The 14,249-nt window shown below is 68.0% G+C and carries 17 protein-coding genes; 7 read left to right on the forward strand and 10 right to left on the reverse strand.

What is annotated here, in order from left to right; genetic code table 11:
* Positions 1-4: 4 nt before the first annotated feature.
* From H4W26_RS10770 to H4W26_RS10780, 3 genes are all read left to right on the forward strand, one after another.
* Positions 5-799, forward strand: coding sequence for an amino acid ABC transporter permease (locus H4W26_RS10770; RefSeq protein ID WP_192592237.1), 795 nt, complete (start codon positions 5-7; stop codon positions 797-799).
* A 14-nt stretch (positions 800-813) separates the two neighbouring features.
* Entirely contained in the window at positions 814-1,629 is an 816-nt protein-coding gene (locus H4W26_RS10775) for an amino acid ABC transporter ATP-binding protein (RefSeq protein WP_192592238.1), read from the forward strand.
* A 71-nt stretch (positions 1,630-1,700) separates the two neighbouring features.
* Positions 1,701-2,879 (forward strand): UDP-N-acetylmuramate dehydrogenase, encoded by a 1,179-nt coding sequence (locus H4W26_RS10780; RefSeq protein WP_192592239.1) that lies wholly within the window; start codon positions 1,701-1,703, stop codon positions 2,877-2,879.
* Positions 2,880-2,947: 68 nt separating this feature from the next.
* On the opposite strand, the gene asd is transcribed toward H4W26_RS10780, so the two are convergent.
* From asd to H4W26_RS10820, 8 genes are all read right to left on the reverse strand, one after another.
* Entirely contained in the window at positions 2,948-4,156 is a 1,209-nt protein-coding gene (gene asd / locus H4W26_RS10785; protein ID WP_192592240.1) for an aspartate-semialdehyde dehydrogenase, read from the reverse strand.
* A gap of 31 nt (positions 4,157-4,187) precedes the next feature.
* The gene (locus H4W26_RS10790) at positions 4,188-4,472 is read right to left on the reverse strand and encodes an NF038396 family protein (protein ID WP_192592241.1); all 285 of its coding nucleotides are present in this window, start codon (positions 4,470-4,472) and stop codon (positions 4,188-4,190) included.
* Position 4,473: 1 nt separating this feature from the next.
* A complete protein-coding gene (locus tag H4W26_RS10795; protein WP_192592242.1) occupies positions 4,474-5,043 on the reverse strand; it encodes a dihydrofolate reductase in 570 nt (189 codons plus the stop codon).
* Positions 5,040-5,849 (reverse strand): thymidylate synthase, encoded by an 810-nt coding sequence (locus H4W26_RS10800; protein WP_404821829.1) that lies wholly within the window; start codon positions 5,847-5,849, stop codon positions 5,040-5,042. Before H4W26_RS10800 ends, H4W26_RS10795 begins: the two co-directional genes overlap by 4 nt.
* 63 nt (positions 5,850-5,912) lie before the next feature.
* Entirely contained in the window at positions 5,913-6,245 is a 333-nt protein-coding gene (locus tag H4W26_RS10805; RefSeq protein ID WP_192592244.1) for a GNAT family N-acetyltransferase, read from the reverse strand.
* 50 nt (positions 6,246-6,295) lie between these two features.
* Entirely contained in the window at positions 6,296-7,348 is a 1,053-nt protein-coding gene (locus H4W26_RS10810; protein WP_318779864.1) for an NUDIX hydrolase, read from the reverse strand.
* A gap of 14 nt (positions 7,349-7,362) precedes the next feature.
* Positions 7,363-8,355 carry a mycothiol synthase gene (gene mshD / locus H4W26_RS10815; protein ID WP_192592245.1) on the reverse strand — a complete coding sequence of 331 codons (993 nt, stop codon included), beginning with the start codon at positions 8,353-8,355 and terminating at the stop codon, positions 7,363-7,365.
* Positions 8,356-8,432: 77 nt separating this feature from the next.
* The gene (locus H4W26_RS10820; RefSeq protein ID WP_192592246.1) at positions 8,433-9,152 is read right to left on the reverse strand and encodes a winged helix-turn-helix domain-containing protein; all 720 of its coding nucleotides are present in this window, start codon (positions 9,150-9,152) and stop codon (positions 8,433-8,435) included.
* Between the two features lie 229 nt (positions 9,153-9,381).
* Between H4W26_RS10820 and H4W26_RS10825 the strand changes: the two genes are divergently transcribed.
* From H4W26_RS10825 to ygfZ, 4 genes are all read left to right on the forward strand, one after another.
* A complete protein-coding gene (locus H4W26_RS10825; protein ID WP_192592247.1) occupies positions 9,382-10,227 on the forward strand; it encodes a hypothetical protein in 846 nt (281 codons plus the stop codon).
* A gap of 18 nt (positions 10,228-10,245) precedes the next feature.
* Positions 10,246-10,380 (forward strand): hypothetical protein, encoded by a 135-nt coding sequence (locus H4W26_RS13905; protein ID WP_264080854.1) that lies wholly within the window; start codon positions 10,246-10,248, stop codon positions 10,378-10,380.
* 78 nt (positions 10,381-10,458) lie between these two features.
* A complete protein-coding gene (locus tag H4W26_RS10830) occupies positions 10,459-11,088 on the forward strand; it encodes a nitrobindin family protein (RefSeq protein WP_192592248.1) in 630 nt (209 codons plus the stop codon).
* Positions 11,089-11,197: 109 nt separating this feature from the next.
* Positions 11,198-12,358: a CAF17-like 4Fe-4S cluster assembly/insertion protein YgfZ gene (ygfZ, locus tag H4W26_RS10835; RefSeq protein WP_192592249.1), complete on the forward strand. Its 1,161-nt coding sequence runs from the start codon at positions 11,198-11,200 to the stop codon at positions 12,356-12,358.
* On the opposite strand, the gene H4W26_RS10840 is transcribed toward ygfZ, so the two are convergent.
* Together H4W26_RS10840 and H4W26_RS10845 are read right to left on the reverse strand one after the other, a co-directional pair.
* Entirely contained in the window at positions 12,355-13,101 is a 747-nt protein-coding gene (locus tag H4W26_RS10840; protein WP_192592250.1) for a GNAT family N-acetyltransferase, read from the reverse strand. The genes ygfZ and H4W26_RS10840 overlap by 4 nt on opposite strands.
* A gap of 21 nt (positions 13,102-13,122) precedes the next feature.
* Positions 13,123-14,154 (reverse strand): 6-phosphofructokinase, encoded by a 1,032-nt coding sequence (locus H4W26_RS10845; protein WP_192592251.1) that lies wholly within the window; start codon positions 14,152-14,154, stop codon positions 13,123-13,125.
* Between the last annotated feature and the right edge of the window lie 95 nt (positions 14,155-14,249).

The following is a 14,249-nucleotide window of genomic DNA, read 5'->3' on the forward strand; positions in this document are numbered from 1 at the left end:
CTCCATGGCAATGACAACCCGTGACCGAGCGCGAGTGAGCCTCGGGATCCAGGCAGGGATCTTCCTTGCGATCGTGATCGTGCTGGCCGTGCTGGTCGACTGGTCTGCGATCCGCAACAGCTTCTTCTCCATCGAGAATCTGGGGCCGATGTTCCCCGAGATCATCACGGTGGGACTGTTCAACACAGTCAAGTACACCGTGGTGGGCTTCATCTTCGGCCTGCTCGGTGGGACGCTGCTGGCGCTCATGCGCATGTCCTCGTTCCCGGTCTACCGGTGGGTCGCCACCGGCTATATCGAGTTCTTCCGGGGCATCCCTGCGATCCTGGTGTTCATCGCGCTCGGTTTCGGTGCGTCGCTGGCTTTCGGCGTGAATCTCTCCACCCTGCAGATCGCTGGCTCCGCGCTGGCGATCGTGGCCAGCGCGTACATCGCGGAGACGCTGCGCGCGGGCCTGCAGGCGGTACCCAAGGGACAGATCGAGGCAGCCCGTGCCCTGGGCATGCCGGCCTGGCGGGCGATGGTGACCATCCAGATCCCCCAGGCCTTCAGGATCGTGCTGCCCCCGCTCACCAATGAGGCGATCCTGCTGACCAAGGACTCCTCGCTGATCTTCGTGGTCGGCATGGCCGGCGGTGCCGCGGAGCTCACCAAGATGGGCCGCGACGGGATCAACATCTACCAGGCCGGTCTCACCCCGCTGGTGATCGCCGGCTTCTGCTACCTGCTGCTCACCGTGCCGCTCTCGCTGCTCGCGCGCCGCATGGAGCACCGCAGCCCCCGTAGGCCGAAGAAGTAGAGGTGGAGTCGAGCATGAGCCAGAACCAGGCCACAGATGACGCGACGCAGGGCGCTGACCGGGCCCCGTCCGCGGGCGCCTACAGTGCGGCCGGTGTGACGATCTCCGGACTGCATAAGTCCTTCGGAGACAACGAGGTGCTCAAGGGCATCGACATGGAGGTCGCTCCCGGTGAAGTGGTGTGTCTCATCGGTGCCTCCGGCTCCGGAAAGTCAACCCTGCTGCGCTGCGTCAACCGCCTAGAGAACCCCAACGCGGGCACCATCACCGTGGGCGAGCACGAAGCCACCCATCCGGATGTGAACCTCGATGCCATGCGCCGACAGATCGGGATGGTCTTCCAGCAGTTCAACCTGTTCCCGCACCTGAGCGTGCTCGAGAACTGCACGATCACCCCACGCCGGGTGCTCGGGCAGTCCAAGGCGGAGTCCGAGGCCGAGGCCATGGCGCAGCTGGACACGGTCGGGCTGAAGCACCTGTCCGACCGTCGTCCCGATCAGCTCTCCGGCGGCCAGCAGCAGCGAGTGGCCATCGCCCGCGCTCTGACCATGAAGCCGCAGCTGATGCTCTTCGACGAGCCCACCTCCGCGCTCGATCCCGAGACGGTGGGAGACGTCCTGGCGAGCATGCGCAAGCTTGCTGAGGCTGGGATGACGATGCTCGTGGTCACCCACGAGATGGGCTTCGCACGCGAGGTCGCAGACCGAGTAGTGTTCATGGACCAGGGCCTCGTGGTCGAAGAAGGGCCCGCCACCGACGTCATCGGCAACCCGCAGCAGCCGCGCACCCAGGACTTCCTGCGCCGCGTGCTGAATCCGCTCGCGGAGTGAGCAGCAGCGCGCCGGGACACACTTCACGGCCGGGATGCTGATTCTCGGCTCCGCCCGGTAGGCTCTGCGCTGTGACCAGCGTCGACTCCCGCTCCACCAGCCCATCCGGCCGCTTCCGTGACCACACCACCGCTCGAGTCGGAGGCCCCGCCGGCCGCTGGATCCGGGCCGAGACCCAGACCCAGGCGCTCGAGGTGCTCCGCGTGCACCCGCTTCCCGAGGAGCTTGAGCGCGAAGCCGGTCGCGACACGCTGATCGTGCTCGGCGGCGGCTCGAACCTCCTGGTCAGCGAGGAGGGCTTTCCCGGCACCGTGCTGCAGATCGCCTTCTCCGGGATCGACACCGAGGAGCACAGCGCCGGCAAGGTGCTGATGAGCGTGGCAGCAGGGCATGACTGGGACGACGCCGTGCGGTTCAGCGTCGCCCGGGGTCTCACCGGTCTCGAGGCGCTCTCCGGGATTCCCGGCTCCACCGGCGCGGTGCCGGTGCAGAATGTGGGAGCCTACGGCGCAGACGTCGCGCAGACGCTCAAGGACGTCCAGGTCTTCGACCGCGCGCGGGGTGAGCTGATCAGCTTCACCAAGGAGCAGCTGCGGTTCGGCTACCGGGACTCGCTGCTGAAACAGACCACCGTGCACGGCTCCCCGCGCTATGTGGTGCTCTCCGTGCGATTCCTGCTGCAGAGCCGCCCCGACGGGCTCTCCGCGCCGGTGCGCTACGGCGAACTCGCCAGGACCTTGGGCCTGGACGCGGAGAGCGCAGATCACGAGCGACGCGCCCCGCTCCAGGAGGTCCGCCGGACCGTGCTGAACCTGCGCGCGGGCAAGGGCATGGTGCTCAGCGAAGCCGACCACGACACCTGGTCCACCGGCTCCTTCTTCACCAACCCGATCGTGCCGAAGGAGACGGCCGCCGAGCTTCCCGCCGATGCCCCGAAGTTCTCCGCCGGCACCGATGACACCGGCAGACCGCTGGTCAAGCTCTCCGCCGCCTGGTTGATCGACCAGGCCGGCTGCGGCAAGGGATTCGGGCTCCCGGACGGGCCAGCCGCGGGTCGTGGCGCCCAGGGCAGAGGCATCGCGGAGGGTCGGGCCGCACTGTCCACCAAGCACACCCTCGCGGTGACCAACCGTGGGACGGCGACCACCGATGACCTGCTCACCGTGGCGCGAGCAGCGCGCGATCAGGTCCGCACACGATTCGGAATCACCATGCACCAGGAGCCGGTGCTGATCGGTCACGCGCTCTGAGACGAACAGAGCCGCCCCAGCGTCAGGCTGGGGCGGCTCCGCTCGTTGCGCGTCAGGCGCAGTTCAGGTCAGAGCTTGCCGACCGCGATGAGCAGCATCCGGCGCAGCGGCTCCGCCGCGCCCCACAGCAGCTGGTCACCGACCGTGAACGCTGAGATGTACTCCGGGCCCATCTCGAGCTTGCGGACGCGTCCCACCGGGATGTCCAGCGTGCCGGTGACGGCAACCGGTGTCAGCTGCTCCATCGTGGCGTCCTTCTCATTGGGCACCAGCTTGGCCCATTCGGTGCCGGAGGCGATGACCTCCTCGATCTGCGCCAGCGGCAGATCCTCGCGCAGCTTCAGCGTCAGCGCCTGCGAATGCGAGCGCAGCGCGCCCACTCGGACGCAGAGCGAGTCGAACGGCACTGCGGCGCCGCGAGCCGAGACGCCCGGTGCCAGGTTCTCTCCACGGCCCAGGATCTTGTTGGTCTCCACCCCGGCCTTCCACTCCTCCTTGGCCACGCCGTTGCCCAGGTCGGCGTCGATCCAGGGGATCAGCGAACCGGCCAGTGGCACGCCGAACTGTGCGGCGTCGAGGTCGTTCTTCTGCGCCGCCAGCACGCCGCGGTCGATGTCCAGGATGGCGGAGGCGGGATCGGCCATCTGATCGGCGACCGCTGAGTGCAGGGTGCCGAACTGGGTCAGCAGCTCGCGCATATGCTTGGCACCGCCGCCGGATGCCGCCTGGTAGGTCATCGCGGTGCCCCACTCGACCAGGTCTTCCTTGAACAGTCCGCCCAGGCCCATGAGCATGTTCGAGACGGTGCAGTTGCCTCCGATGAACTCCTTGACCCCGGCCTTGAGCCCAGCGTCGATCACGTCCCGGTTGATCGGGTCCAGCGCGATGATCGAGGTCTCGGCCATCCGGAGGGTGGAGGCGGCGTCGATCCAGAGGCCGTTCCAGCCTGCCTCACGCAGCTTGGGGTAGACCTCGCTGGTGTAGTCCCCGCCCTGGGCGGTCACGATGATGGGCAGCTTCACCAGGGTCTCCAGGTCGAAGGCGTCCTGCAGGGTGGTCTCCTCCGGCGTCACGCCGTCGAAGCTCGGGGCCTGGCCGCCAGCATTCGAGGTGGAGAAGAACACCGGGTTGATGTGGGCGAAGTCGCCTTCATCGAGCATGCGGCGGATCAGCACAGAACCGACCATGCCGCGCCATCCGATCAGACCCACCGAGGGGGTCTCGCCGGTCACGGCAGAAAGGGCAGGGGACGCGGAGGAAGAGACAACAGAAGTCATGGTTCCAGGGTAGCGGAACCGCTGCGGCGCGTCAGAGGCGCTCGGCACCTGATCCGGGTGCAAGCAGCCGACGACGTCGGAAATGCGCCCACAGCCCCCCGATGACCCAGACCTGAGCGATGATCAGGATGAAGATCAGCCCGGGCACCAGACGTTCGTTGAGCACCAGGATGAATCCCAGGGCGACCGTGACCAGGGCGAGGATCGGGAAGATCACATAGCCGACCATGCCCAGCACCACGCTGGAGGGTGCGCCGCTGGTCCCCTGGGCTCCAGCGGTCCCATGGGCATGGTCGGTGCGCAGGTTCTCAGCCATCTCAGGCTCCTCTCCGGAGTTGTCGCGAGGCGCCGTCTCCGCGTCGGTGGGTCTCGATGTGATATTCCAGCCCGTTGGCGCTGCGGTGGGTACCGGTGGGGGGATCACGGCGCTCCAGCTGCCACTCATCGGTGAGCTGAGGAGCGGAGGTGTCGCCGGAGACCTGCGTGTGGATCACGGTGATCACCGCCAGCTCCGCCGTGGAGCGTTCCACCGCCTCGGCGTAGACCCGGCCACCGCCGATGATCCAGACCTTCTCCGCGCCGGAGCCGGCTGCGAGCTCCAGCCCGGAGTCAAGACTCGTCACGGTCTGGCCGCCGAGTCGGGTGATCTCCACGGCCGCCTGCTGGTCACGGGTGATCACGATGTTCGTCCTGCCCGGCAGCGGGCGGTACTTCGGCGGGAAGGACTCCCAGGTCCGGCGTCCCATGACCACGGGACATCCACGCGTCTGCTCCTTGAAGTGCGCGAGGTCCTCGGGGAGGTGCCAGGGCATGCCGCCGTCGTCGCCGATCACTCCGGAGGCCGTCTGCGCCCAGATCATGCCGATCTCTGTGCGGGGTGAGGTCATACAGCGACGGGTGCCTTGATGGCAGGGTGATGCTGGTAGTCCTGGACCTCGAAGTCCTTGAGCTCGTAGTCGAAGATCGATTCCGGACGACGCCTGATCTCCAGCCGGGGGGCCGGGTAGGGGGCGCGGGAGAGCTGCTCGCGCACCTGGTCTCGATGGTTGCCGTAGATGTGGCAGTCCCCGCCGGTCCAGATGAACTCGCCGGGCTCCAGTCCGACCTGCTCGGCCACCATTCGGGTGAGCAGCGAATAGGAGGCGATGTTGAAGGGCACGCCGAGGAACATGTCGGCGCTGCGCTGATACAGCTGGCAGGAGAGCCTGCCGTCGGCCACATAGAACTGGAACATGATGTGACACGGCGGCAGTGCCATCTCGGAGATCTGCGCGGGATTCCAGGCGGTGACCAGGTGCCGGCGCGAGTCGGGATCGGTCTTCAACGAGGTGATGAGATTCGAGATCTGGTCGATGTCCTCCCCCGAAGGAGTGGGCCAGGAGCGCCACTGCACGCCGTAGATGGGACCGAGCTCGCCGTCCTCATCGGCCCATTCGTTCCAGATGCGCACGCCGCGCTCCTGCAGCCAGCGGGCATTGGAGTCACCGCGCAGGAACCAGAGCAGCTCCAGTGCCACGGACTTGAAGTGCACACGCTTGGTGGTCACCAGAGGGAAGGACTCCGCGAGATCGAACCGGATCTGGCGGCCGAACACGCTGGTGGTGCCCGTTCCAGTCCGGTCAGACTTGGCCGTGCCGGAGTTCAGCACATCCGCGAGCAGGTCCTCGTACGGGGTGGGGATCGTCGAGTTCACGGACCACAGCATACCGGGGGAGCGCGGCCACGGGGGCGCCGGGTGTGGAGCTGCCGGGCGGACTCAGGCGCTGGCCTGCTGGGCGCGGTACTCCGGGTACCGGCGCAGATAGGCGTCGATATAGCTGCACTCGGAGGCGAAGAGCCGACCCTCGGCTTTGAACTCCTCCAGCAGCAAGGTCACCAGACAGCGTGCATAGCCCTGGCGGCTGTGCTGCGGGTGCACGATGGTGTGCTGGAGCAGGGTCACCTCCTGGCCGCGCAGCGTCTCGGGGGCGAATCCGACGAATCCGATGAAGGTGCGCTGACCGTTGATGCTGTCCCAGAGCTCGGCACGTCCCCGGTCCTCGTCGATGCGAAGCTCTGCGGTGGGATGGACGTTCTTCTGCGCAGTCATGGACAGAGCGTACCGGTCGCATTCCTCCCTTGTCAGGAGTGGGCGACCATTCAGTCCTCGAAGGGCTCGTAGACCTCGAGGGCGACGATCTCGCCGCCGCGGTCCATGGCCTGCTGCGCGACGAGCACCGCGCCGGGACGCAGGTAGGGATCTTCCTGCGGCAGCGCGAGGCCCAGCTCCGCGGACTGGAACCAGCCCGTCATCGTCTCCAGGATCAGCGGCAGCACCGGACGGTGGGTGCAGATCAGCGTGGGCAGCAGCAGCTCCAGGCACCGGCGTGTGCGTGTTCTGGTCCGCTCAGGATGAGCCTCCGCACGCTTCTCCGTCAACGATTTGCGGTAGGTGGCGCGGTTGCGGTGGGCCTTCACGTAGGGAGCGATGGTCTCTTCGCACCGCTTCCACGGGCTGGACTCGAGGTGACGCGGGCGCCAGCAGACGAGCAGCCGCTCCACCGACCGGGCCTGCCGCTTCCCCGTGGCGGCCAGGGGGCGCTCGGACTCGGCGCGCGACCAGGAGGAGCGTGGCTTGGCCTTGGCGTGACGCAGCACGATGAAGGGCGCGGTGTGCAGCCGCTGCTGCTCGTGGAGGTTCTCCAGCTCGTCCAGCGGCAGCACATCGCCACGGTTCGTGAGCATCTCGCGGGCTCGTTCCACGCTCATCCAGGCGGTCTCGTCCACCTCATCGCCATCGGGGACCGGTGTCCCCTCGGCGACGTGAGCGGCCCAGTACCAGACCTCCTTGGCCTTGCCGCCGTTTCCCTTTCCGGCGCCGGGGCTCTCGGGCCCGTTGCCGGCCCCATTGCGGGCCTTGCCCACCGAGTAGCGGGTGACCGGCAGCGGCATGCCCAGGCGGACCTTCAGCCCGATCTCCTCGCGCACTTCACGGACGGCGCATTCGGGAAGCGTCTCGCCCTCATCGAGCTTGCCCTTGGGGAAGGACCAGTCGTCATAGCGCTGCCGGTGGATCAGCAGCACCTCGAGCTCTCCGCGGCGCACGCGCCAGCAGAGCGCTCCAGCGGCGAGGATCTCTGCATCAGTGCCGTCGTCGGAGACTGTGACAGTTCGGCGGCGGGGGACCTTGGTCATGGTCTCGGGGGAGCTCACGAGGAACCAAGATATCAGGCAGGTTCAGTGCTGTGGTCGTCGGCCGGGGCGTACATGGTGTCCGCATCCCATTTGGTGAATCCCAGCCGCTTGTACAGCTTGACGGCCGCCGTGTTGTCCGCGTCGACGTAGAGCATGATCGCCTCATGCCCGGCACGGTGCAGATGCTCGATCCCCGCCAGGGTCAGGCTGCGACCGAGTCCGCGGCCCTGGGCCGCGGGGACGACGCCGACGACGTAGACCTCGCCGAGCCCCGGCTCCTGGACCTTGGTCCAGTGGAATCCGAGCAGCTGATCACCCTCGAAGGCGAGCAGGAAGCCCTCGGGATCGAACCAGTCCTCCTCCATGCGGGCGTGCAGGTCCTCCAGGGTGAGTCGTCCCTGTTCGGGGTGATCGACGAAGGCGGCCGCATTGGCCGCAAGCCAGGCCTGATCATCCTCTCCGGGCCGGAAGCCGCGCAGCGTCACCGAGTCTGGAAGCTCCGGCGCCGGGGCCTCGTCCAGCGTGGTCAGGCGCATGCGCCAGAGCTCGCGCACGGGTGTCCAGCCATAGCGCTGGGCGAGCCGACCCGCGGCATCGTGTTCCCCGTGGGCCCAGGCGCGTCGCGAGCGTCCGGAGTCCGCAGCCAGGACCGAGGTGCTGAGCTCATCGACCAGCGCGGCACCGATCCCGCGCTGACGGCAGTTGGGCCTGACCACCAGCTCCAGCACATCGGGGACCTCGCCATCGCCCTCGACGACGACGCCGGCCCCGGCCAGCAGGCGGGAGTCCGTGGACTTCTCGGTCCAGGCGTAGGCGATGCGCAATGGGCTCTGCTGGGTCCCCTGCTCAGCGGCTCGGTGCAGCTCCACCAGAGTCTGCTCGGAGAACGGGGGATTCGCGTCAGCTTCCGCGGCCACCGCTGCGAGTTCCAGCAAGGCGTGGTGCAGGTCAGTCGCAGGAGCCCCGCTGCTCAGCTCGACGACTGTCTGGTCCGAATCGGCTGGTGTCTCATCCGCTGTACTCATGGCCTCACTGTATCGGAGCCCTCTCCGGCGGTCATCAGCTGGGCCGTGGCCGCTGCGCGGGGCATGTGAGCCTGGGCTCAGGCGGCGTCGTCCTGTCCATCGCCGGTCGCCGGGTCCGCCGTCGCAGCGTTCTTGGCGGCATCGGTTCCGCTGACCACCAGGCGGTAGCCCACGTTGCGGACGGTGCCGATGAGCGATTCGTGATCGGGGCCCAGCTTGGCTCGCAGGCGGCGGATATGCACATCGACCGTGCGGGTGCCGCCGAAGTAGTCGTAGCCCCAGACATCGTGGAGCAGACGGTCACGGGTGAAGACCTGTCCCGGATGCAGGGCCAGGTGTTTGAGCAGCTCGAACTCTTTATAGGTCAGGTTGAGCAGCCGCCCGTTGATGGTGGCCATATAGGTGGTCTCATCGATGGTGATGCCGCCGGCGCGGATCTCTCCCACCGGGGCCTCTTCGGGCGTCTCGACAGCCGCAAGCCGAATCCGCGCATCGACCTCGCCGGGACTCGCCTCCCCGAGGATGAAGTCGTCGGCCTGCCAGGACTCGTTCAGCGTGGGCAGCCCGGCCTCGGTGACGATCACCAGCACCGGCGAGAGCATCGAGGTCTTCACCAGCTGGCACAGCGACCTCGCGTGGGCCAGCTTGGTCCGAGCATCGATCAGGGTCACATCCACATTCGGCGCCCGCACGATCGAGGAGGCCTCCGCGGGGAAGGTGCGGATCCGATGGGTGAGCAGCTCCAGGGACGGCAGTGCGTCGTCGGGGGTGTCTGAGAGCAGCAGAACTTGAGCCATGCATGACTCCTTCCCCTAGGGTCACTATCTTCACCGGGCCCCGAGGGTCCCCGCTGCACCGGATGCTGAACCCGATGCAGGCTGCGCCCGGCCAGGTGCGTGCGCGAAGGTCGTCAACGGTGATTGCGGACTTCAACAGCCAAAGATTTCACAATGTGAAAAAGTGATTCAGCGATCTGCAGATGAGTATAGGCGACGTCAGAAGCGCTGACCTCTAGGATGGCCTGTTGTGAAGTACATCCCGGTGGCCGCCTCCTCCCTGTTCGCGGCGACAGCCCTCGCCCTGGCCTCCTGGGCCGGCACCCTCGCCATGACGCTCGTCGTCTGCGCGATCTGCGTGTTCATCGCCCTGGGGTGGCCCCAGCTGATGGGCGTGACGGCCCGCCGGTCCCTCTCCAGCGTCATCGCCGCCGCGGGAGTCATCGCGGCGCTCGGCGCAGCAGTGGTGGGCACCGCAGACAACCTCTTCTTCTGGTCCTCCGTCGCGCTGGCCTTCGGCGTGATGAGCGTCTTCCTGATCCAGGTGCTCCGTGGCACGGGGCGCCCACACCGGCTGGAATCCACCATCGGCGCCTGCGCGGGGGTCCTGATCGGGACCACGACCGCGGGCTGGGTCGCCGGGCTGCGCTACCCGGTCGAGCTCGCCGGCGCCTCCGGCGGGGAGGACAGCACAGGCATCCTCACCGTGCGCGGCCTGCTTGCCGTGGAGAACTTCACGCTGCTCGCTGTGACCGGCGCGTCCGGTGAGCTCGCCGTGGTGACATTGGCGGCCGGAACCCTGGGAGTGGGCACGCTGCTGGCCTTCGTGCCGCTGCGCAACGCGCTCGCGATGACCCTGGTGATCGCCGGCAGTGTGGCCGCGGCGATCGGGATGACCCTGGTCTGGGGCGAGCTGACCCTGCTCTTCGCCGGCACGCTGGGACTGGTGGCCGGGCTGCTGCTGGCCTCCTTCCGGCGATTCCTCGTCGCGAAGGGTCCGCCGCAGGGGATCCTCTCCGGCATCGCGGTCGGTGCGGCCCCCATCGCCGCCATGGGCGCCCTCACCTACTTCACGGAGCGTCTGCTGCTGGTGTGAAGTTGTACACTTTGACCCATGAACTTCGCATTGCAGAACGTCTCGCTGCTGGCACTGGAGATCTTCTTCATCGGGCTGCTCCTCCTGGTGACGCTGACCATTGCCGGCATCTCCTGGACCGTCATCTCACGCCTGTACAAGGGTCAGCGCTGATCCGCTGCACACAGGCCCGCACGTCCGGAGGCTCTGGCGCAGGCATGTCCGGTCCACCTAGAGGAAAGGGCTGAGGTCATGGCCCCCATGGAGCTCCCCACCGACCTGACTCCCGAACTGGCGCCGCTCTACTGGCTGCTCGGCAGCTGGCGGGGCCAGGGTCGCCTCGGGTCCGGCGAGCAGGACGATCCGGTCTTTACCCAGGACGTCACCTTCCGCGACACCGGGCTCGAATTCGTGGAGTACCGGGCAGAGACCTGGCTCGCCGATGATGCGGGCACTCGACTGCGCCCACTCTCCGTGGAGTCTGGATTCTGGTCCCTGGACCGGGCACGCACCGACGCCGACGTCGGCCCCGGACTGGATCCCGCGGATGTGGTGCCGGCCTACAGGAGCGCCGGCGACGTGGACCAGCTCGCGCAGCAGGACGGATCCTTCCCGATCACAGCCACGATCGCGCACCCCGGAAGCCTCACCGAGCTCTACTACGGCAAGATCAAGGGCCCGCAGCTTCAACTGGCCACCGACGCAGTGATGCGCGGCGAGCATGCCGCGGAATACCCAGGCGCCTCGCGGATGTTCGGACTGGTGAACAGTCAGCTGTTCTGGCGCTGGGATCTGCGCGGCGCGGACGGGACGATGACCCCCCACGCCTCGGCGATCCTCGACCGCATCGCCTCGGCCGAAGAGGTCAGCGCCAGACGCTAGCCTGGGCTCCCGTGCCGAACGCACGCAGACCAGATGCGACCGCGCCGACCAGACGCGCACACGCTGACCAGCATGTCCGCGTCACACGCCTCGATGAAGGAGTCCCCCCGTGGATGAACGCCTCAGCTCTGAACTGCTCTCCCGGCCCGGCGCCGTGCCCGACAGCGGCGATGATGCCCCGGTCGCCGGACACTACGGCGACCCCACCCGCGAACAGCGAGCACTCGAGCAAGGCTCCGCCGTCGTCGACCTCTCGAATCGCAGCGTGGTCACCGTCAGCGGTCCTGACCGGCTGTCCTGGCTGAGCACGCTCTCCTCACAGCAGATCGCAGGGCTCAAGCCCGGCGAGCCCACCGAGCTGCTGCTGCTGGATATCTCGGGTCGGATCGAGCACGAGGCGGCAGTGATCGACGACGGCGAGACCGTCTGGCTCATCACCGAAGGCTCCCACGGGGCCGTGCTCGCCCAGTGGCTCGACTCGATGAAGTTCATGCTCCGGGTGGAGATCACCGATCGAAGCGCCGAGTACGCTGTGCTCGGCTCCATGGCGGCGCTGCCCGAAGCCACCTCACCGGCTCCGCAGATCGTCTGGGAGGATCCCTGGCCGCAGCTCGGCGTCGGCGCCGCGAGCTACGCCGAGATCGAGGAGTCGCAGCATCCGGGCAGCGACTGGTCCTGGCGGCTGAGCCTGGTCCCGCGCGATGCACTCGGCGCGGTGATCGACTCGATCCTGCAGGCAGGATGGATGCTCGCCGGCACGATGGCGTCCGAGGCGCTGCGCATCGCCGCCTGGCGCCCGCGGCTCGCCCGCGAGGTCGATGAGAAGGCGATCCCCCACGAGCTGGATCTCATCCGCACTGCGGTGCACCTGAGCAAGGGCTGCTATAAGGGCCAGGAGACGGTGGCACGGGTGCACAACCTCGGACATCCACCGCGTCGCCTGGTCTTCCTGCATCTGGACGGCAGCGAGCACACGCTTCCCGCCATCGGCTCAGATGTGCTGGCAGCGTCTGCAGAGGCCTCGCCGGAAGAGCTCATCCAGGAGCGTGCGGTCGGAAAGATCACCTCCGTGGGCCGTCACCACGAGATGGGGCCCATCGCCCTGGCCCTGGTCAAGCGCAAGGTCGACCCTGCGCTGCAGCTGGTGGTCCGTGACGGGGCGGAGGAGCCGAGCTTCTACGCCGCAGCCCAGGAGATCATCGTGCGCCCGGACGCCGGGCAGGCCGTGGGACGCCCGCAGGGAGACTTCCTGCGCAAACCGCGCCGCTAGGGCTGATCGATCACCGGCGGGTCGACGGCTGGCCGGTCGAAGACCACGACGGTCTGCGTCCCGGCGGAGGTGAAGCCGAGCTGTGCGGCGATGCGCAGCGCGCCGGCAGATTGGCTGTCGGCCTGCCACTGCGGGATGAGCCCTTCGACGAAGGCCTCCTCGGCGGCGACCGCGCCGAGGTGCAGCCCCACCCCGGTGCCTCGCCGCGAGGGCGCGGTCAGCACGCCCAGCTGGGCCAGCATGCCCGACCACACCTCGCGGCCGGCGGCTCCGAGCGCGGCGCCGCTGTCCTCGCTGACCAGCGCGGCGCTCCACGAAGCCTCCGCGATCCCGGAGACCTGCACGTCGTCGGCGGGAGATTCGGCGAGCACCTCGCGCACGTGGCCCTGATCGTAGGAGACCGCGCCGAGGGCTGAGGGCCCCAGGCTCGGTGGCTCCTCCGCGTAGAGCAGCGTGGACGCACCCCGGCTCCGGGCGCCCTCGCCATGTTGGCGCGCCAGATCCAGCAGGCAGCGCTCCTCGGCCAGTGCCGCGTCATCGATGTCGCGGGCGCGGCGGAGCACTTCGGCGGGTCCGCTGAGCACGGTGTGGCCGAAGAGCTGCAGGAAGGACACCGCCGACCTGTCGGCGCGGGTGATCTCGTGGCGTGCGGGGCGGCCCAGGAGATCCTCGTCGGGAAGCCCGAGCATCCGCGACCAGGACAGGGCGATGATGCTGCGAGTGTGGTCCTGCAGAGCAGTCATGGGTGAACGATCACGCCCGGCTCAGCGGCCGAAGAGGATCTGCGCCTCGTCATAGCGCTCGGCCGGGACCGACTTCAGCCCGTCCAGGGCCTCGGTGAGATCGACCTTGACGATCTCGGTCCCACGCAGGGCGGCCATGTGGCCCCAGGCCTGCTCGTGGACGAGGTCCAGGGCGCGGATGCCGAAGCGGGTGGCCAGCACCCGGTCGTAGCCGGTGGGGTTCCCGCCGCGCTGGATGTGGCCCAGAGTGGTGTGCCGGGACTCGATCCCGGTCTTGGCCTCGATCTGATGGGTCACCCACTCGCCGATGCCGCCCAGACGCGGTCGTCCGTCGGACTCTTCGCCCTTGCCGGCCAGCGCCTCCTCGGCATCCTCGGGGATGAATCCCTCGGCGACGACCACCAGCGGGGAGCGGCCGCGCGAGTGGACCTGCTCCACCCATTCGCAGACCTGGTCCATGGAGATCCGGTGTTCCGGGATCAGGATGGCGTGGGCTCCGGCGGCCATGCCCGAGTGCAGCGCGATCCAGCCCACGTGGCGGCCCATGACCTCGGCGACCATGCAGCGGTGATGGGACTCGCCGGTGGTGCGCAGCCGGTCCATCGCGTCGGTGGCGATGGAGATGGCGGTGTCGAAGCCGAAGGTGTAGTCGGTGGCCTTCAGGTCGTTGTCGATGGTCTTGGGCACGCCCACCACAGGGATGCCGTCGTCGGCGAGTCGCTTGGCGCCGGCGAGCGTGCCTTCACCGCCGATGGCGATGACGGCGTCGATGTCATGGCGCTTGAGCTGCTTCGCGATGTTCTCCGGCCCACCGTGGGGATGGTTGTACGGGTGGGTGCGGGAGGTGCCCAGGATCGTGCCGCCCTCGCGGGAGAGCCCACGCACGGACTGTCGGGGGAGGTCGATGTAGTCACCTTCGATGACCCCGCGCCACCCGCCCTTGAAGCCGACGAACTCATCGCCATAGCTCTTGATGCCGTGCAGCACAGAGGAGCGGATGACAGCGTTCAGGCCGGGGCAGTCGCCGCCGGAGGTGAGCAGTCCGATGCGCATGATGATTCAGCTCGTCCCTTCATGGATTCCAGGTGGATCTCGAGCCTGACGTCCTCGGCAGGTGCTCCTATGAGTCTATGGGTTCAGCTCCTCGG

This window comes from Nesterenkonia halotolerans, from assembly GCF_014874065.1.
Taxonomy (GTDB): domain Bacteria; phylum Actinomycetota; class Actinomycetes; order Actinomycetales; family Micrococcaceae; genus Nesterenkonia; species Nesterenkonia halotolerans.

Excerpts from the sequence above, each read along its gene's own strand:
- H4W26_RS10770 (WP_192592237.1), top strand. The coding sequence starts at position 5 with ATGGCAATGACAACCCGTGACCGAGCGCGAGTGAGCCTCGGGATCCAG.
- H4W26_RS10775 (WP_192592238.1), top strand. The coding sequence starts at position 814 with ATGAGCCAGAACCAGGCCACAGATGACGCGACGCAGGGCGCTGACCGG.
- asd (WP_192592240.1), bottom strand. The coding sequence starts at position 4,156 with ATGACTTCTGTTGTCTCTTCCTCCGCGTCCCCTGCCCTTTCTGCCGTG.
- H4W26_RS10790 (WP_192592241.1), bottom strand. The coding sequence starts at position 4,472 with ATGGCTGAGAACCTGCGCACCGACCATGCCCATGGGACCGCTGGAGCC.
- H4W26_RS10795 (WP_192592242.1), bottom strand. The coding sequence starts at position 5,043 with ATGACCTCACCCCGCACAGAGATCGGCATGATCTGGGCGCAGACGGCC.
- H4W26_RS10805 (WP_192592244.1), bottom strand. The coding sequence starts at position 6,245 with ATGACTGCGCAGAAGAACGTCCATCCCACCGCAGAGCTTCGCATCGAC.
- mshD (WP_192592245.1), bottom strand. The coding sequence starts at position 8,355 with ATGAGTACAGCGGATGAGACACCAGCCGATTCGGACCAGACAGTCGTC.
- H4W26_RS10820 (WP_192592246.1), bottom strand. The coding sequence starts at position 9,152 with ATGGCTCAAGTTCTGCTGCTCTCAGACACCCCCGACGACGCACTGCCG.
- H4W26_RS13905 (WP_264080854.1), top strand. The coding sequence starts at position 10,246 with ATGAACTTCGCATTGCAGAACGTCTCGCTGCTGGCACTGGAGATCTTC.
- H4W26_RS10830 (WP_192592248.1), top strand. The coding sequence starts at position 10,459 with ATGGCCCCCATGGAGCTCCCCACCGACCTGACTCCCGAACTGGCGCCG.
- H4W26_RS10840 (WP_192592250.1), bottom strand. The coding sequence starts at position 13,101 with ATGACTGCTCTGCAGGACCACACTCGCAGCATCATCGCCCTGTCCTGG.
- H4W26_RS10845 (WP_192592251.1), bottom strand. The coding sequence starts at position 14,154 with ATGCGCATCGGACTGCTCACCTCCGGCGGCGACTGCCCCGGCCTGAAC.